Consider the following 18,032-nt stretch of genomic DNA (forward strand, 5'->3'; position numbering starts at 1 on the left):
TATGCCCCCACTCAAGATTGCTGCTCCCTTGGTTTTGCTCCTTGCCTCTGCCTGCATTTCGCTTCCGGAGGTCGAACCGAGTGCGCCTCCGACGATCCTCGAGAGCACACAGTCGGCGACCCAGGTGCTGGCTGAGGCAGAGGTGGCCTTCCACGTCACGGCGCAGGACGCCGAGGCAAGCCCGCTGCGCTTCGAGTGGACGGCCAGCATCGGGACGCTCGGGACTCCGACGAGCACCAACACCTCGAGCGATGTGACGTGGACGGCGCCACGGTGCGTGCCCGCGGGAGGGCCGGTGACCGTCACCGTGACGGTCAAGAACGACACCGAGCTCTCGGCGTCCAGGTCGTTCAGCATTTCAGCCAACCGCTGCCCGACTCCCGCTCTCGCCGCTGGGACCCGCCACTCGGTGGCTCTCCGCGGCGACGGTACGGTCTGGGCCTGGGGCAGTGTTCAGTCCGTCTTTGATCCCAGCACAGACCGTCTCATCCCAGTCCAGCTCGCAGGGCTGCATAGTGTCACGGCTCTTGCGGCGGGTGGCTTCCACTCCCTGGCCGTGCGTGCGGATGGGACGCTCTGGGCCTGGGGGGATAATGGAAAGGGCCAGCTGGGGGACGGGACGACCACCCATCAACTGGTCCCGGTTCAGGTTCCCGGGCTGAACGGAATCACCGCCGCTGCGGCCGGCTCTGAGCACTCATTGGCGCTGAGCAGTGATGGGACCATCTGGGCCTGGGGCTTCAACGACAAGGGCCAGCTTGGGGATGGGACGACCACGAGCTCTCCCACTCCCATTCGAGTGCCTGGCTTGTCGGGGGTCACGGCCGTCGCCGCGGGGACCGACTATTCGCTCGCTCTTCGTAGCGACGGTACGGCCTGGGCCTGGGGCGTCAATAGTGATGGTCAGCTTGGAGATGGCACCACCAGCGATCATCCCGCTCCAAGGCAGATTGCGGAGTTGACCAACATCATGGCCATCAGTGCAGGTACCTTCCACGCACTGGCGCTGCGGAGCGACGGCACCGTCTGGGCTTGGGGCTCCAATATGTGGGGGCAGCTTGGCGATGGCACGACGAGCCGTCGGCTCACTGCCGTGCAGGTACCTGGGATGACCAATATCACTGCGATTGCCGCGGGGGCCGCCCATTCCATGGCGCTGCGGAGCGACGGCTCCGTCTGGGCGTGGGGCTTCAATGGTTCCGGGCAGGTCGCAGATGGAACGCTCGTTGACAGGCTCAGCCCCAAGCAGGTGGCTGGAGTTGCCGGGATCACCGCCATTGCGGCAGGTGGGGTTCACTCATTGGCCCTCGGCAGTGATGGAACCGCGCATGCCTGGGGCAGCAACGGCAGCGGGCAGGTCGGAGATGGAGTGTCTCCCAGACATCTGGTGCCCGCGCAGATCCCGGGGCTGACGGGAGTGAGCGCAATCAGTGCTGGGTACTCGTTCTCCATGGCCCTGAGAGATGACGGTACCGTCTGGTCATGGGGATCCAATTTCGATGGCGTACTTGGTGATGGCTCGACCACAGAGAAGCTCACTCCTGTGCAAGTCTCAGGGCTCTCGGGCGTGACTTCGATAGCTGCAGCGACCCACCACTCATTGGCCTTGCGCAGCGATGGCACGGTCTGGGCATGGGGGGACAACTTCTTTGGCCAGCTGGGAGATGGAACGGCCATCAATCGATCAGTGCCTGTGCAGGTATCTGGCCTGACCAACGTCACAGCCATTGCTGCTGGGGGGAACGGCTCATTGGCGTTACGCAACGACGGCACTGTCTGGGCTTGGGGCGGCATTAGCTATCGTTCGCTGCCCACCCTTGTTCCGCTTCAGGTTTCGGGGCTGAGCAGCATCGCCTCCATATCCGTGGGGAACGGTTTCGCGCTAGCCCTTGGCAATGATGGGAGTGTCTGGTCCTGGGGCCATACCAGCGCCGAGGGCCAGCTCGGGAGTGGAACCACCGACGCCCGCTCTTCACCTGCAAGAGTGTCCGGCCCGGGGACAATCAAGGCAATCGCCGCAGGGGGCTTGCACGCGTTGGCCCTGCAGAGCGATGGCTCCGTCTGGGCCTGGGGCGCCAACGGAGGCGGTCAGCTGGGGGATGGAAAGACCGAGAGCCGGCTCTCTCCCTGGCATTCGACCGCGCTGTCCAGCATCACTGCCATTGCCGCGGGAGACGTGCATTCGCTGGCAGTGCGCAGCGATGGCACCGTCAGGGGTTGGGGATTCAATGGGAACGGTCAGGTGGGCGATGGGGCGATGGCCAATCGACTCTATCCGGCGGAGGTCGTAGGCCTGACCAGCATCACTTCTGTCAAGGCAGGCGCACGCCACTCACTGGCTCTGCGCAGCGATGGCACCGTCTGGTCCTGGGGAGAAGCTGACTACGGTCAGCTGGGGGATGGGACGTCGTGGCGGCGGCCGGTACCCGTCACGGTCTTGCTGCCTTGAAAGACGGGGCCGCGTCACGGCGGCGCCCGGTCGATGTGTGGGCCCCGGCTATTTTCCAGCGTCCGGAGCGCTGCTTGGCTCCGGTGGAGCCGTGGTCGGTGCGGGGGCGGGCGCCGGCGCGGGCGCTGGGGGGGCGTCGCTCGTCTTCGTGTCCAGGGTGATGGGGACCTGGAGCGTCGTGCCCAGGCGCAGCAGGAGCACGTCCGGCTCGATACCCTGCTCGCCAATCGCCTGCGCCACCTCCCTCGCGGACAGGGCGTTGCCGCTCGCCCAGAGACCCTTGAGGAAAGTGCCGGCCTCGGCGCTGCGCCACCACGCCGGGCCGAAGCGGGCCTTGAGCTGGCCCTGGAGCTGCCCCGCCAGGAACCACGCCCGGAAGTTGTCCGCCGACTGGAAGAAGTCCTCCTGGTCCACTTGGTAGCGCGCCTCGTCCTCCGGCTTCAGCGGCATGGCGTCCGTGCGCTCCATGATGGCCTTGTAGAGCTCCTTCGCCTCCACGCCCTCCTGGCGGTGCAGCCCCAGCTGGTACAGCAGTCGCCCGGCGGCCCGCCGGATGAGGAACAGCTTGTGCGCGCTCGAGGCCGCCAGGTACTGCGCCCGCTGGTCTCCGCTCACCCCCGCGTGCTCCTCCAGCCACACCGGATCCTCCAGCAGATCCTCGAAGAGCGCCGCGTACACCTCGCCCACCGTGGGGTTGCCCAGCCTCGCCAGCTCGAAGCGCTGCTCTCGCGTGAAGCCGTAGTGCAGCGCATGGCCCACCTCATGCAGCAGGCGCGCCTGGTGCAGCACGCCGCCGGCGGGCTTCTCCGACAGCCGCACGTCTCCCGGCACCTCGATGGGCAGCGTCAGCGGGCGCGGGTTCTTGCGCGGCAACTCCCTCGCGTCCAGGTAGATGTTGGGCATCTCCGTCAGGTCGATGCCCATCCCCTGCAGCGTGCCGTGCACGCGCAGCATCGAGCCCTCCTTCGGGAAGGCGTCCTCCACCTCGCGCGAGCGGAACAGCCGGGGAATGTCCGCGCGGGTGATGCTCGCGAAGGGCAGGGCCAGCTCGCGCTGCGAGAGCCGCTCCATCACCGTGCGGTACGGCTCCTGGGTGGCCTTGAGGATCTCCTCCGCCAGCACGCTCAGCCGGCTCAGGTCCGCCTGGCGCAGCTCCGCCCCGAAGGCCTCGTACGAGGCGTAGCCCAGCTCCTTCACCAGCACCTCGGTGCGCTCCTCGCGCCGCCGCAGCGACTGGCTCAGCCGCTCGATGGCCGGCACCGCCGCGGCGTAGAGCGCGCGCCGCTTCACCGCGCTCTTCTCGTTGGCCAGCAGGCGCTCCAGGTCCCGGTAGCGCACCTCCCGGCCGTCCACCGGGAAGGTGAGCGAGGCCTCCAGGTTCGCGATGGCGTCGTTGTACTCGGCCAGCTCGCGCGCCAGGTACTCCCCCGCGAAGTGCGACTGCAGGGCCGTGTACGCCCGCACCTCGCGCGGATCCTCGGTGAGCTGCCGCAGCCGGTCGATCTTCCGGATGTTCTCCACCGAGAAGAGCGCCTCCTTGCCCTGGTAGGTGGCGGCGATGTTCACCGGCTTGCCCTCCGTCCAGAGCTCCCACACCAGGCGGTTCTGGGTCTCGAGCAGCGCCTGGGCCTGGGCAGCCAGGTCCTTCACCTCGGTGGTGAGGCGCTGCGTCTCCGTGGGCACGGGGGGCGGAGCGGGTGGGGGCGCCTTGGGACAGGCGCTGATACAGAAGGCAACAGCCAGCAGGAAGGGAAGCCTTGGGTGCATGTGGGGGGCAATGTAACTTCCGCCGGGCCCATGCCCAATCCAGTCCGTTGGAGAGCCGCCGCCGGCCGACAGGCGCTCCATGCCGCCCTCCGGCGCTTCTTCGCCAGCCAGGGGTACCTCGAGGTGGAGACCCCGCTGCTCGTGCCCGTCCCGGGCATGGAGCCCCACATCAACGCCTTCGAGGCTCCCTTCATCCCCGAGACGGACGTGGGCAAGCCCCGCTCGCTCTACCTGCACTCCAGCCCCGAGTACGCCATGAAGCGGCTGCTCGCCGACGGGGCAGGGCCCATCTTCCAGATCTGCAAGGTGTTCCGGAACGGGGAGGTGTCCCTCACGCACAACCCCGAGTTCACCATGCTGGAGTTCTACCGGCCCCACGCCGACTACCACGCCATCATGCGCGACCTGGAGGAGGCGCTGGCCGAGGCGGGGCGCTCGGCGACGCAGGGTGAGCCCGGGGCGGACCCGGCCTTCTTCACCCGCGTGCCCTACGAGCGCGTCACCGTGCGGGACGCGGTGCTGCGCGCCACGGGGGTGGACCTGCGCGCCTGCCCGGACGGCCTGTCCCTCAAGCGCGCCGCCGAGGCGGTGGGGGTCCGCACCTGGGACGCGACGAGCTTCGATGATGTCTTCTTCCACCTCTTCCTGCAGAAGGTGGAGCGAGGGCTGGGGATGGAGCGGCCCACCTTCCTCATCGAGTACCCGGCCTCCATGGCCTCGCTGTCGCGGCTGAAGCCGGGAGACCCGACGGTGGCCGAGCGCGTGGAGCTGTACGCCAAGGGCCTGGAGCTGGCCAACGGCTTCTCCGAGCTGACGGACGCGGCGGAGCAGCGCGCCCGGCTCGTGGAGGAGCAGCAGCTGCGCAGGTCGCTCAACCGCCCCGTGTACCCGCTGGACGAGCGCTTCCTGGAGGCCGTGGGGCGCATGCCGCCCTCCTCGGGCATCGCCGTGGGGCTCGATCGTATCCTCATGCTGCTGATGGGAGTCTCCAGCATCACGGACGTCCTCCTCTTTCCCGCCCACGAGTTCGTGTGATTCCAGCCTTCCTCAAGACGGTGTTCTCGGATGTCGTCGCGGCGGGGCTCACGGGAGTCACCTCGCCGCTGACGTCCATCCTCTCCATCCGCGATCCACGGGATGCGGACGGCCTGCTGTACTACTGGGGCCGCTCGATGATGGCCGCCGCCGGAGCCACCCACACCGCGCGCGGCCTGGAGCACCTGCCCGAGGGCAACGTCGTCTTCGTGTGCAACCACCAGTCGAACTACGACGTGATCCTCTTCTTCGCCCACGTGCGGAAGCACACGCGGTGGGTGGCCAAGCGCGAGCTGTTCAAGATCCCCGTCTTCGGCCAGACGATGCGCCTGGCCGGCAACATCCCCGTGGACCGCGACGGGAGCGACTCGGACAAGAGCCGGCTCTCGGAGGCGGTGACGGCGGTGCGCGAGCGGGTGAGCGTCATGTTCTTCCCCGAGGGCACTCGCAACTCGGACGGGAAGCTGAAGCCCTTCAAGAAGGGCGCCGCGGTGTTCGCCATCCAGGCGGGGGTGCCCATCGTGCCCATGGCGGTGTCCGGCACGCGCCTCATCCTGCCCAAGGGCAGCCTGGGCATCCGGTGGGGACACCGCGCGGCCCTGGTCATCGGCGAGCCCATCTCCACGCAGGGGCTCACCGTGGATGACCGCGAGGCGCTCACGCATCGATTGGAAGAGACCGTTGCGAAGCTCTACGCCGAGGCGTGCGAGCTCTCAGGAGACAGACCATGAAGAAGCCCCCGCAGCACGCATTCCAGGCCCACCCGTGGCACGGCGTGAGCCCCGGCGCCGACGCGCCCGAGCGGATCACCGCGTACATCGAGATCGTCCCCACGGACGCGGTGAAGTACGAGCTGGACAAGGAGACGGGCATCCTGCGGCTGGACCGGCCCCAGCAGTTCTCCAGCCAGTGCCCCACGCCCTACGGCTTCATCCCGCAGACGTACTGTGGCTCGAACGTGGCGAAGCGCGCCGCCGAGCGCACCGGCTACAAGGACATCAAGGGGGATGGAGACCCGATGGATGTCTGCGTGCTGACGGAGAAGGCCATCACCAGCGGCAACCTGCTGGTGCACGCGGTGCCCATCGGCGGCTTCCGGATGATCGACGGCAACGAGGCCGACGACAAGATCATCGCGGTGCTGGAGTCGGACCTGGCCTACGGAGAGATCCAGCACATGGCCCAGGCGCCCCGGGCGATGCTGGATCGGCTCAAGCACTACTTCCTCACGTACAAGCAGATTCCGGGCGAGGGGAAGCGCAAGGTGGAGATCGCCGAGGTGTATGACAGGCCCGAGGCGCTGGAGGTCATCCGGCGCAGCCTGAAGGACTACCAGCGCCTCTATGGAACGGGGAAGTCGGGCACCTTGCTCGCGAATCGCCGCAAGCGCTGAGCCCGCCTCCGCTCACTGGACCGAGAGCAGCCGCACCCGCTTGGTGATGCGGCGGTCCAGTGGCAGCCGCATGTCCACGAACTGCAGCGCCTCGTCGAACTCGAAGCTGAGCGTGGGCACGGGCGGGGTGATGGAGATGATGAGTTCGAACTGCCAGAGGCTCGTGAGCGTCTGCCGGCCGGCGAGCGCCTCGGGAGGAGGGGGCGGGAGCTGCTCGGCGGCGGCGCGCACGTCCTTCATGGCCTCCTTGTCCACCTGGACGTTGTTGCTGGGGGAGACGAGCGTCACCTCGAGCAGCTGCCCTTGCGTGTCCTGCACCACGCGGATGATGGCGCGGCGGGTGGCCAGGAACTGCTCTCGCATCTGCTGCCTCATCTCCCGGCGGGCGTTGAGGTTGGGGTCTCCGCTGGGCGGCCGGCGGTTCGGCTTGTCGGCGGCATCCGCCTCGAGGGGCGAGCCCGAGGAGCCATAGGCGGCGGCCCGGTCCCGCCAGATGCTGTTCCACGCCTTGCTGTTCTCCTGGGCCTGCTCCAGGAACCCCTTGAGGCCCTGGGAGGTGACGGCGCGCTCCGCATCCCAGGCCTTCAGCAGGCTCTTGCCGAGCTGGGTGAAGTAGGGGTGGACCAGCCCACGCTCCACCTTGCCCTTGCCCAGGCTGTTGAGGGCCAGGTTGTCGACGATCTGCTGCGCGGACTGGGTGGGGAGCCCTCCCGAGGGGACTCCTGCATCCACCGGGCCCACGGCGATCCCACCGCCCGGAGTGAGGGACGGGGAGGGGATGAGCCTGGGACTGGGAGTGAGACGGAGGCTGTCGGCACGGGGCGCATCCGCCGCCAGGGGCATGTCGGCGCGCGGGACGTCGCTGGCGGGAGGAGGAGGCTCGGCAACCTGAGCCGTCGCCTCGGGCGGCGTCGCGGGGCGAGGCGGTGGAGGTGGAGGAGGCGCCTCCACGACCGGCCTGGGTGGGGGGCGTGGTGGCGCCGGAGCGGGTGGTGGAGGAGGAGGCGGTGGCTCGGGAGGCTGCGGAGCGGGTGGGGAGACCTCCACCTCCACGAACTCGAGCGTCACCGGAGGAGGGGGAGGAGGACGGTTCGCGGCATCCCGCGCGTTCGCCGCCAGCAGGAGCCACGCGAGTGCGTGCACGCCCATGCTGAGGGCGAGGGCGAGCAGCAGGCGACGGGGAGGTGCCGGCGACATGGAGTCCTGGATCTAAACGCGGTCGCTCCATCGCGCTCGGCGCCGGTCGGGCGGAGCGTGGAGCATGAGGATGCCCCCACGCGCGGGATGATACTCTCCGCGGCCAGGAGGCAGATACCTACATGGCGACCTCGCTGCTCGCGACGGACGGCTACAAGTTCAGCATGGCGGAGGCGGGCTGGCCCCTGCGCCGGGAGACGTTCTATTACACCCACCGCAAGGGCGGCCTTCAGGTAGTCCCGCTGGACATCCCTGCCTTCATCCACAAGCTGCTGCCCGAGCCCAGGCCCGAGGACTACGAGTTCCTGTCTCGCAACGACTACGAGATGGGCATCGGCTTCAAGGCGGGCATCCTGGGAAAGGATCGGCTCGTCATCCACGCGCTGCCTCGCGGAGCGCTCTTCTATCCGAAGGAGCCGGTGCTCTCGCTCTGCGGGCCCTCGGCCATGGTGTCCTGGCTGGAGCCGCTGCTGATCCAGCTCAACTTCCGCATCCAGGTGGCGACGATGGCGCTCATGGACCGGGAGGAGCTGGCCCGCGCCCTGGCCGTCGTCACCTGCGAGCAACAGAAGCACATCGCCCTGGAGACGCTCGATGAGGTGGGCGTCAAGGCCGTGCCCATCCGCGTGGACTCGGAGGGCTACCTGAACCGCGTCCGCGGCCAGGTTCGCGAACTGGTGGAGATCGTCGAGGACCCCAGCCGCATCTTCGAGGTGGGCCTGCGTGCCGCCACCTGTCTGGAGCAGCACGAGATCGCCCTGCGCGCCTGCAAGGAAGCGGGCGTGGTACGCACCAGCAACGTGGAGGGCGCCCGCGCGCTGGGGATGATCCCCGTGGGCACCATGGGGCACGAGCACATCCAACGCTATGGCTCGGATGAAGCGGCCTTCCGCGCCATGCGCGAGCGCCGACCGCAGCGCTCCAGCTACCTGCTGGACACCTATGACACGCTGGCCTCCGGCCTGCCCGCCGCCTTCCGCCTCATCCGCGAGGAGCCGGGCCGGAGCGACTCCATCCGCTTCGACTCGGGCAACAAGAAGCTCCAGTACCTCTACGCCGTGACGCAGGCACGCGATCTGGGCATCCGCCCCGTCCACATCCTCGAGGACGGCCTGGACGCGCAGGCCACTCGCGAGTTCGAGGAGCTGCGCCGGCAGGTGGGCTGGGAGCCGTCGGCCCAGTTCTACGGCTACGGGGGCCACATCGTCGCTCGCCCCATGGAGTGCCCGTTCACACGCGACCGGGTGGCCGCCGTCTACAAGCTGTCACTCACGGGGCACAACCCGACCATGAAGTTCGGCAACGAGCTGGCGGAGGGCAAGCAGAGCGTCCCGGGCTCGCCTGTCCTCTTCCGGCGCCGCCACGGCTCCGGTCCCATCGGGCTTATCGCCCAGGAGGGCGAGGCGCCGCCCGAGGGCTACTTCCAGCTCACGGACAGCGCTCCCGAATCCCCCTCGCTCGTGGGCTCCCACAACACCGGCGCCAAGGAGATGCGCGTCGCCTATACGCCCGCGACCCAGGCGCTCGTCGACGAGCTGCGTCGCCGCCACTTCCCTCAGAGTCGCTAGGCGGTCCAAAGAAGTCTCGTCACGACTCCGTCAGAGGCTGCCCCTGAAACGGGCAGAGGGCCGAGTCGCGCCCGCGTCCGGTCCGCCCGCCTGCCGGGCGCGCTCTGTACGAACTGGTCTACTTGTCATACCAGTTCGGTACCAATCCGAACCGGTATGCTTGTCATACCAGTTCGCTACAAGTCCGCTGACAGGGTGCCTCCCTGGCCAGGCCGGTGTCTTGGCTCAGGTGCCTCCCTCCAGGGTCCAGGACCTTCGGCCCACGTACCTGGTCGGCCCCGGGGCGGTCAGGCAGCAGGCTCTCGAGGGCCCTGGTCGCCCGTGACCCAGGCTGGGGAACGTGGCGCCGATTCTGGCCGCCCTGAAGGGGCTGCGGTTTAATCCGCGCCCTGGCGCGCCGCGAGGGCCCGGGGTGGGATCTGCCCGCGCGCACACGAGAGATTGAATGAACGCACGTGCCTTGAAGATTGCCCCGTTTCTCTTTGGTTCGGGGCTGTGCGCACTGGTGTACCAGACCGCGTGGCAGCGCGAGCTGCGCCTCATCTTCGGAGCCTCCACCGCGGCGTCCGCGGCGGTGCTGGCCATCTTCATGGCCGGGCTCGGCCTGGGTGGCGCGCTGCTGGGTGGCCGCGCCGACAAGCACCGCCGCCCGCTGGAGCTGTACGGCAACCTCGAGGGGCTCATCGCCCTGAGCGCCGCGGCCACCCCGGTCCTCGTGTGGCTGGCGCGCAAGGTGTACGTCGCGCTGGGCGGCACGGTGGCGCTCGGCATGTTCGGCGGCAGCGTGGTGCGGCTGGTGCTCTCGGCGCTGCTGCTCGCCGTGCCCACGATCCTGATGGGCGGCACCCTGCCTGCGGCGGCTCGCGCGGCGGAGACTTCCGATGACGTACGGCGGCGCGCGCTGGCCGTGCTCTATGGCGTGAACACCCTGGGCGCCGTGGCCGGCGCGGCCCTGTCCACCTTCTTCCTGTTCGAGGTCTTCGGCACCCAGCAGACGCTGTGGCTGGCGTGCCTCGCCAACGGCCTCATCGCCGTGGCGGCGCGGGTCGCCTCGCGCTCGATGCCGGAGCAGGAGACCGCCGCGGCTCCCGCTGTCGCTGCTCCCGTGGCCGAGTCCCCGGCCTCGACCGTGGCGCCTCCGCCGCGTCGCTTCGTCCTGGCCGCCGCCGCGGCGGTGGGCTTCGCCTTCCTGCTGATGGAGCTCGTCTGGTACCGGATGCTGAGCCCGCTGCTGGGCGGCTCCACCTTCACCTTCGGCCTCATCCTCATCGTCGCGCTGCTGGGCATCGGCCTGGGAGGCGCGGCCTACGCGGTGTGGCGGCAGGACCGGCCCGCGACCATGCGGGGCTTTGCCCTGACGTGCCTCGCCGAGGCGCTCTTCATCGCCGTGCCCTATGCGCTCGGGGACCGGCTGGCCGTCGTCGCGATGATGCTGCGCTCGCTCGAGGGCTTCGGGTTCCTCGGGCTGGTGCTGAGCTGGGCCATGGTGGCCTCGCTCGTCATCCTCCCGGCGGCTTTCATCTCGGGCGTCCAGTTCCCCCTGCTCCTGGCGCTGCTGGGGCGCGGCCGTGACAACGTGGGCCGCGAGGTGGGCCTGGCGTACGCGTGGAACACCGTGGGCTCCATCGTGGGCTCGCTGGCCGGTGGCTTCGGGCTCATGCCGCTGCTGACGGCACCTGGAACCTGGCGGCTCGTCGTGGCGCTGCTCCTGGTGCTGGGCGCGGCGGCCCTCGTGCTGTCTCTGAAGCTGGAGCGCCAGCCCGGCAAGCTCTGGGTGCCCGCCCTGGCTGGAGCCCTGGCCGTGATGATGCTGATGGAGGCCGGCCCCACCGCCGCCTGGCGTCACAACCCCATCGGCGCCGGCCGCGCGCGGCTGGAGAAGCCCACGCTCAACAAGCTGCGCAACTGGCTGGAGACGCCCCGGCGCGAGACGATGTGGGAGTACGAGGGCATCGAGAGCAGCGTCGGCGTGCTCGTGCGCGATGGCCCGGCCTTCCACGTCAACGGCAAGTCGGACGGCGGCAGCATCGGAGATGCCTCCACCCAGGTCATGAGCGGACTGGTGGGCATGCTGCTCCACCCGCAGCCGCGCAAGGCGCTCGTCATCGGCCTGGGCACCGGTAGCACCGCGGGGTGGATCGGTGCCGTGCCGGACGTGGAACGTGTGGACGTGGTGGAGATCGAGCCCGCCATCCTCAAGGTCGCCGAGCACTGCTCGGCGGTGAACCAGAACGTCCTGTCCAACCCGAAGGTCCACACCTTCATCGGAGACGCGCGCGAGGTGCTGCTCGCCTCCCGCGAGAAGTACGACATCATCTTCTCCGAGCCCTCCAACCCCTACCGCGCCGGCATCTCCAGCCTCTTCACCCAGGACTTCTACCAGGCGGTGAGGGAGCGGCTGGCCCCCGGCGGCATCTTCATCCAGTGGCTCCAGGCGTACGAGATCGACGCCACCACGGTGAAGAGCGCCTACGCCACGCTGGCCTCGGTGTTCCCCTCCGTGGAGACGTGGCAGACCAACAGCGTGGACCTGCTGCTGGTGGCCACCGAGGCCCCGCTCACGTACGACGCCGACCGGATGCGGGCCCGGCTGGCCCAGGAGCCCTTCCACAAGGCCACCACCGTCGCGTGGTCCACCGATGAGCTGGAGGGCGTGCTAGCGCACTACATCGGTGGGGACCTGCTCGCCCGGAAGCTGGCGGAGGGGCAGGAGGAGCTCATCAACACCGATGATCTCTCCTTCATGGAGTTCGCCATCGCCCGGACGGTGGGGCGCACGGAGTCCGCGAAGCTCCCCGTCTCGCTGCGCGCGGGGGCTGCCAGCCTCCAGACGACGCGTCCCCAGGTGGGCAAGGGCACGGTCGACTGGGACCGTGTGGAGATGCAGCGAGTCCTCGTGGCCGCCGCCAGCCGTCAGAAGCTGCTGACATATCCCACGCAGGTGCCTCGCGGCGCCGCGGACCGCCAGCTGTTCGTCGAGCTGTTCACCCGCGGGGACGTGCCGGGCGCCGTTCGCCGGTGGCGCGAGGCGGGGTGGCAGCCCCGAGGCCTGGTGGAGCTGACGATGGTGGGGCAGGCGCTGGCGCAGATGGGGGATGAGGCCGCCGTGCCCGTCCTGGATCAGCTCCGGCCGCTGGCGCCCATGGAGGCGGAGACGCTACTCGGCGTCCTGCGGCTGCGGCAGGGGCGCTGGACGGAGGCCGCCAATGCCCTGGGGCTGGCCTACGAGGCGCTCCACCGCGAGCCCTGGGGGCAGCGCACCGTGGCCAGCCTCCTCATGGCGGCGACGCAGGAGCTGGCGCAGAAGGAGCGCTCGCTGGGCATGCGCCTCTATGCCCAGCTCGAGAAGCCTTTCGCTGGACTGGCGCTCCAGCCTCAGCGCGAGCGGGCCCGGCTGAGCCTGGCCCGGGTGCTCGACTGGCGCGGGCTCTGCCAGAAGGCGCTGCAGCCCTACGAGCAGCACCCGATGTGGCAGCGCGGCTTCCTGGTCGATCGCTACGAGTGCTACGACGCCAACAAGGATCCGCTGCGCGAGCCGGCCCTGGCCTCGCTCTCCGCCTTCCTCATCGACGAGCCGCCCGCGCTCTTCGAGCAGGAAGGGGGCGGCCCGGTGCTGGACGAGTCCGACCCGGGCTCCAGCGCCGTGTCCCAGGACAACGCGCCCTAGCGGACCTCCAGGCGCCTATGATGGCGCAGCAACCCAGACCTCGGAGAACGTCATGGCATTGCCCATCCCCCGCTTCCATGAGGACGCTCGCGCCGGACAGCTCTACCTCGAGCGCGCCGCCGAGGTCGCCCAGGAGGCCCGCCGCTACGCCGAGGCCCATCGCATCCGCCCCGCTCGCGAGGACCGCGTCCGCGTGGCCGCCTTCGGCATCGACGTGCAGGTGGCCTTCTGCACCCCCGGTGCCAGCCTCTTCGTCCCCGGCGCCGTCGAGGACACCCAGCGCGCGCTGCGCTGGCTCTACGCGAACCTGGATCGCGTGAGCGAGCTCGTCTTCTCGCTCGACACCCACCGCGCCTTCCAGATCTTCCACCCCTCCTGGTGGCAGGACGCCGGGGGGATGCCGCCGCCGCCGCTCACCCCCATCACCTCCGCCGACATCCGCGACGGGCGCTGGCGGCCCACCCGCCACCCGGAGGAGAGCCTCGCCTACTGCGAGCGGCTCGAGTCCAGCGGCAGGTACATCCTCACCATCTGGCCCTTCCACGCGCTGCTCGGCGGCCTCAGCCACCCGCTCGTGCCCGCCGTGTACGAGGCCAGCCTCTTCCACACGCTCGTGCGCGACACGCAGACGTGGTTCGAGCTCAAGGGCGAGCACCCGCTCACGGAGAACTACTCCGTCCTCTCGCCCGAGGTGACCGAGGTGCGTGGCCAGAAGGTCGGCGCCTTCAACACCGCGCTCTTCGACCGGCTCATGTCCTTCGACCGCGTCTACGTCTTCGGGCAGGCCCGCTCCCACTGCGTGCTGTCCACGCTCATGGACCTGCGCCAGCACATCGAGAAGACGGACCCCTCGAAGATGGGCCGCATCTTCATCCTCGAGGACGCGATGAGCTCCGTGCCCGCGCCGCCGCTGGAGCCGCTGCCGCCCTCGCTCGACTTCCCGCGCGTGGCCGACGCCGCCTTCCGCGAGCTCCAGCAGGCGGGGATGCGCGTGGTGAAGACCACCGAGCCCCTCGACGTGTGAGCCGGGGCGGCGTCCCCCGGCGCCACACCGCTACAGAGCGTTTCCGTCCGCGTGCTCGTCCCGGCGCCCCCGGTCGCGATCCCGGGCGTCGTGGGGCTTCATGTGCCGGGCCGTGGAGGCCCAGCGCGCGGCGGCCGCCTTCAGCGCGAGGATGGCGGCCTCCTTGTCGAGCGCCGGGTTCCCCACGTCGATGACCTCCTGGAACATGGACGTGTCCAGGCCCTCCTCGCGCACCACCGAGCCCGCGAAGAGCACCACGGGCTTGCCCAGCTCCTTGCCCGAGCGCGCCAGGGCGGAGGGCCCCTTGCCCAGCGCCGTCTGCCGATCGAACCGCCCCTCGCCGGTGAGCACCGCGTCCGCCACCGCCACCCGCCGCTCCAGGTGGAGCGCTCGCGCCACCAGCCCATACCCCGAGACGATGTTCGCGCCCGCGAGCACCGCGAGCCCGTAGGCGAACCCGCCCGCCGCTCCCGCGCCGGGGACGCGGATGAACTCGGGCGCCAGGCCCTGGGCGAAGAAGGCCAGCGCCTCCTCCAGCTCCTCCACGAGCTGCGGATCCGCGCCCTTCTGCGGGCCGAAGAGCCGCGAGGCCCCATTCGGCCCGAGCAGCGGCGCCGTCACGTCCGTGGCCGCCAGCAGCTCCACCTCCACCAGCCGCGGGTGGGCCTGGCTGCTGTCCACTCGCGCCAGCCGGCGCAGCGCCGTGCCTCCGGGGGGAAGCTCCTGGCCCTCCGGGTCGAGGAAGCGGTAGCCCAGCGCCTTGAGCGCCCCGGTCCCCGCGTCATTCGTCGCGCTGCCACCCAGCCCGACGATGAGCCGCGAGCAGCCCGCGTCCAGCGCCGCCCGCATCAGCTCGCCGGTGCCGTAGGTGGAGGCCCGCCGGAGATCCCGCTGCTCCGGGCGGAGCAGGGACAGCCCCGAGGCCGCCGCCATCTCGATGATGGCCGTGCGTCCGCCCTCCAGCAGCGCATAGGCCGCCTGGACGGGCTCGCCGAGCGGCCCCTGCACGGTGAGCACGCGGCGTTCGCCCGGAGCTCCGGCGAGCAGCGCATCCACCGTCCCAGGCCCGCCATCGGCCAGCGGCGCGACATCCAGGAGGACGTCGGGGGCCTCCTGGCGGAGCCCCGCGCGGAGCGCCTCGGCGGCCTCCGAGGCGGTGAGGGTTCCCTTGAACTCTTGAGGAGCGATCAGCCAGCGCAGGATCACGGTTGGGTCTTCGCTTCCTGGGTGGGCTCCACCGTGACGGTCTCTCCCGGCAGGCCAATGGCGATGCACCGGGACTGGATGCCGTCCTCCACGCACTGCTCGTGGGCCTTGCACCGGCCCCGGCAGGGCAGGGAGACGCAGTAGCCGGTGGTGGTGTCGCACGTCGTCCCGGTGGGGCACGCGGCGTAGCAGCCTCCCTGGGCGCGCGAGACGCCCGAGGCCGCCACCGCGATCGCGGTGTTGATGGCCGCGTCCGCCGCCCCTCCCGAGCCGCTCGACTGACAGCCCGCGCTCAGCGCCAGCAGCGCCACCGCGGCCCACTGCTTCCATCGAAGGTTCATCGCCGTTCCTCCACAGACTCCAGGGGCAAGGCCTCGGTGTGCCACTCCAGCAGGGGCCGGGGACCGGTGAGGGACGGCATCACCCGCTGCGACACGGCCTCCAGGCGCCGCAGGAGCGCGTCGACCGTGTCCGCGGGCTGCCGGGCGGGGCCGCGGATCCGCTCACAGAAGAAGGTGCGGCAGCCGAAGGGCCGATCCGCGTAGACGGTGCACCGCCGGCCCACGGCATCCAGGTACGGGCAGCCCCCATCCTCACGGGGCGGGGGCAGCGCGCGCTGGGCCGAGAGCAGCTTCCACTCGGGGTACCACAGCCAGGGCTGGCGCTTGGTCACCGCCAGCTGGCAGCACTCGCCGCTGGCCGGACAGGAGAAGGCGGCATAGGCCGCGTCCGCCTGTCGGTAGATGGCCCGCAACTCCTGAAGCGCGCGTGCCTCCGCGACGGCCCCGCTCGCGGGAGGGGTGTCGTCCTCATCGTCCCAGTTCCGCAGTCCCATCCGATTCTTCTTTTCTCATAATGGAGGGGTTGCGGTCGAACGGCGAGCCTCACAACACACGCAGGACGAAGCACTTCAGGTAGCGCGTTTCCCTCAAATTCAGGAGTACCGGGTGATCCTTGCCGGCTCCCCGGCGCTCGATGATCTGCACACGGCGCCGTGCGTCAGCCGCGGCGGAGGCCAGCATGTCCTCGAAGGACTGCTCGTCCACGTGGTAGGTGCAGCTGGCGGAGATGAGGTAGCCGCCGGGCCGCAGCAGCTGCATGGCGCGCAGGTTGATCTCCTTGTACCCGCGGACGGCGGCGGCCACCGCGTCCTTGTTCTTGGCGAAGGAGGGCGGGTCCAGGACGATGGTGTCGAAGCGGCGCCCCTCGTCCACCGCGTCCCGGAGGAAGTCGAAGGCGTTGGCCACGACGACGTCCAGGTTGGTGAGGCGGTTGGCGGCGGCGTTCTCCCGCAGCTGCGCGGCGGCGTCGTCGGAGATCTCCACGGCGGTGACGCGCTGGGCCCGGGCGGCCAGCTGCAGCGCGAAGCCCCCCACGTAGGAGAAGCAGTCCAGCGCCTCGCCCATGGCGTACTGGGAGGCCATGACGTGGTTCTCGCGCTGGTCCAGGAAGGCACCTGTCTTCTGGCCCTCCAGCAGGTCCGCGCGCATGCGCACCAGGCCCTCGTCGAAGGAGACCGGGCCGGGCAGCTCGCCGCGCAGCAGGCCCTTCTCCGGCTGCAAGCCCTCCAGGTTGCGGACCCCCACGTCCGAGCGGTTCACGATGCCGCGCGGCTTGAACAGCTCGGTGAGCAGGTTCGCGATGAGCTCCTTGCGGCTCTCCATGGCGGGCACGAGGAACTGGACGCTGAGGTAGTCGCCGTAGCGGTCCACCACGAGCCCCGGGAGCTGGTCCGCCTCGCCGTGCACCAGGCGGTAGGTGGTCTCTCCGGGCAGGGCCTTGCGGCGCATCGCGTCGGCCGCGGCCAGCCGCTGGCGGAAGAAGTCCGCGTCCACCGGGACGTCGTCATAGGAGAGCCAGCGCAGGGAGATCTTCGAGTGCTTCGAGTAGAAGGCCTTTCCGAGGAACCAGCCTCGCCCGTCGGTGACGCGCACCACCTCGCCGCCGGCCAGGCCTGGGTCTCCGTTCAGGTCGGCGCGGTAGATCCACGGGTGGCCGCCCTGCCAGCGCTCGACGCCGCGGCGGACGAGGGAGACCTGGGGGAGCCCGTCCGGGCCGAGCTCCGGCGTGGTGCGGTCGGGGGCCGGCTTCTCGGGGCGGTGAGGCCGTCCCCGGCCGTGCTGCGAGCGCGGGTGGTTTCCCCTCTTCTGTCCGGGCGTCATGGGCATGGTCGTGGCGCGGCGTATACTGCCAACCCGCGTGAGATACGAGCTGCTCCTTCAGACAATGGTTCCCGGGACGCCTTATGACAGCGCCCGGGTGGATGCCCTCCTCACGGAGAAGGGTGTGTTCGCGCGCCCGGACGGCCAGCGCATCTGGCGGCTCAAGAACGGGGACGTGGAGGTGGGGCTGGTCCGGGAGAACGGGCAGGTCATCGCCACGGAGCTGCGCGTGCCGCTCTCGGACAAGACGGAGCTGGTGCGCGAGGTGGTGGAGGAGGGCGCCGCGCTGGCCACCGCCGCCGAGGCCCGGCTCATCGATCCCCAGCTCGGCAGGACGCTGACGGCCAACGACAGCGGCTCGGTGGCCGACCAGTTCCTGCGCACCGCGCGCTACGCGGGCGAGATGATGGGCGTGTCCGAGGCCGTGGCCGCCAGCTACGCGCCCCCGCCCGAGGTGCTGCCCTCGAGCGTGAAGTACTTCGTGGCCATCGTGGGCGGGCTCATCTTCCTTTACGTGCTGGTGACGTCGCTCATGGAGAAGCTCGGCGGCTGAAAGCTGGATTT

The 18,032-nt window shown here is 70.0% G+C and carries 14 protein-coding genes; 8 read left to right on the forward strand and 6 right to left on the reverse strand.

The genetic code is table 11. The annotated features are described in order from the left end of the window. The first annotated feature begins 1 nt into the window (after position 1). Positions 2-2,449: an RCC1 domain-containing protein gene (locus tag KY572_RS24440; protein ID WP_224245361.1), complete on the forward strand. Its 2,448-nt coding sequence runs from the start codon at positions 2-4 to the stop codon at positions 2,447-2,449. Positions 2,450-2,497: 48 nt separating this feature from the next. Here KY572_RS24440 and KY572_RS24445 read toward each other — a convergent pair whose 3' ends face one another. Continuing rightward, positions 2,498-4,216 carry a chromosome segregation protein SMC gene (locus KY572_RS24445; protein ID WP_224245362.1) on the reverse strand — a complete coding sequence of 573 codons (1,719 nt, stop codon included), beginning with the start codon at positions 4,214-4,216 and terminating at the stop codon, positions 2,498-2,500. Positions 4,217-4,246: 30 nt separating this feature from the next. Between KY572_RS24445 and epmA the strand changes: the two genes are divergently transcribed. From epmA to KY572_RS24460, 3 genes are read left to right on the forward strand one after another with little or no spacing between them, the layout of a single operon-like run. Further along, positions 4,247-5,251, forward strand: coding sequence for an EF-P lysine aminoacylase EpmA (gene epmA / locus KY572_RS24450; protein ID WP_224245363.1), 1,005 nt, complete (start codon positions 4,247-4,249; stop codon positions 5,249-5,251). Then, the gene (locus KY572_RS24455; protein WP_224245364.1) at positions 5,248-5,982 is read left to right on the forward strand and encodes a lysophospholipid acyltransferase family protein; all 735 of its coding nucleotides are present in this window, start codon (positions 5,248-5,250) and stop codon (positions 5,980-5,982) included. The genes epmA and KY572_RS24455 overlap by 4 nt, the downstream gene beginning before the upstream one ends. After that, positions 5,979-6,644: an inorganic pyrophosphatase gene (locus tag KY572_RS24460; protein WP_224245365.1), complete on the forward strand. Its 666-nt coding sequence runs from the start codon at positions 5,979-5,981 to the stop codon at positions 6,642-6,644. The genes KY572_RS24455 and KY572_RS24460 overlap by 4 nt, the downstream gene beginning before the upstream one ends. A gap of 12 nt (positions 6,645-6,656) precedes the next feature. Here the strand turns inward: KY572_RS24460 and KY572_RS24465 are convergent, their stop codons facing one another. Further along, positions 6,657-7,841: a TonB C-terminal domain-containing protein gene (locus KY572_RS24465; protein ID WP_224245366.1), complete on the reverse strand. Its 1,185-nt coding sequence runs from the start codon at positions 7,839-7,841 to the stop codon at positions 6,657-6,659. Between the two features lie 122 nt (positions 7,842-7,963). Between KY572_RS24465 and KY572_RS24470 the strand changes: the two genes are divergently transcribed. From KY572_RS24470 to KY572_RS24485, 3 genes are all read left to right on the forward strand, one after another. Next, positions 7,964-9,409: a nicotinate phosphoribosyltransferase gene (locus KY572_RS24470; RefSeq protein WP_224245367.1), complete on the forward strand. Its 1,446-nt coding sequence runs from the start codon at positions 7,964-7,966 to the stop codon at positions 9,407-9,409. A gap of 445 nt (positions 9,410-9,854) precedes the next feature. Beyond that, the gene (locus KY572_RS47340; protein WP_263451962.1) at positions 9,855-13,076 is read left to right on the forward strand and encodes a fused MFS/spermidine synthase; all 3,222 of its coding nucleotides are present in this window, start codon (positions 9,855-9,857) and stop codon (positions 13,074-13,076) included. Between the two features lie 52 nt (positions 13,077-13,128). Continuing rightward, a complete protein-coding gene (locus KY572_RS24485; RefSeq protein WP_224245368.1) occupies positions 13,129-14,100 on the forward strand; it encodes a nicotinamidase in 972 nt (323 codons plus the stop codon). A 30-nt stretch (positions 14,101-14,130) separates the two neighbouring features. Here KY572_RS24485 and KY572_RS24490 read toward each other — a convergent pair whose 3' ends face one another. Genes KY572_RS24490 through KY572_RS24505 form a run of 4 tightly spaced genes read right to left on the reverse strand, consistent with a single transcriptional unit; the run spans position 14,131 to position 17,468 of the window. Continuing rightward, positions 14,131-15,306 carry a glycerate kinase family protein gene (locus KY572_RS24490; RefSeq protein WP_224245369.1) on the reverse strand — a complete coding sequence of 392 codons (1,176 nt, stop codon included), beginning with the start codon at positions 15,304-15,306 and terminating at the stop codon, positions 14,131-14,133. Further along, positions 15,303-15,647 (reverse strand): hypothetical protein, encoded by a 345-nt coding sequence (locus KY572_RS24495; protein WP_224245370.1) that lies wholly within the window; start codon positions 15,645-15,647, stop codon positions 15,303-15,305. The genes KY572_RS24490 and KY572_RS24495 overlap by 4 nt, the downstream gene beginning before the upstream one ends. Further along, the gene (locus KY572_RS24500) at positions 15,644-16,141 is read right to left on the reverse strand and encodes a YkgJ family cysteine cluster protein (RefSeq protein ID WP_224245371.1); all 498 of its coding nucleotides are present in this window, start codon (positions 16,139-16,141) and stop codon (positions 15,644-15,646) included. Before KY572_RS24500 ends, KY572_RS24495 begins: the two co-directional genes overlap by 4 nt. Before the next feature lie 49 nt (positions 16,142-16,190). Further along, the gene (locus KY572_RS24505; RefSeq protein ID WP_224245372.1) at positions 16,191-17,468 is read right to left on the reverse strand and encodes a class I SAM-dependent rRNA methyltransferase; all 1,278 of its coding nucleotides are present in this window, start codon (positions 17,466-17,468) and stop codon (positions 16,191-16,193) included. A gap of 64 nt (positions 17,469-17,532) precedes the next feature. Here KY572_RS24505 and KY572_RS24510 point away from each other — a divergent pair, with 64 nt between their 5' ends. Next, a complete protein-coding gene (locus tag KY572_RS24510) occupies positions 17,533-18,021 on the forward strand; it encodes a hypothetical protein (protein ID WP_224245373.1) in 489 nt (162 codons plus the stop codon). Positions 18,022-18,032 lie beyond the last annotated feature (11 nt).

It is taken from the genome of Hyalangium gracile (assembly GCF_020103725.1).
Classification (GTDB): Bacteria; Myxococcota; Myxococcia; order Myxococcales; family Myxococcaceae; genus Hyalangium; species Hyalangium gracile.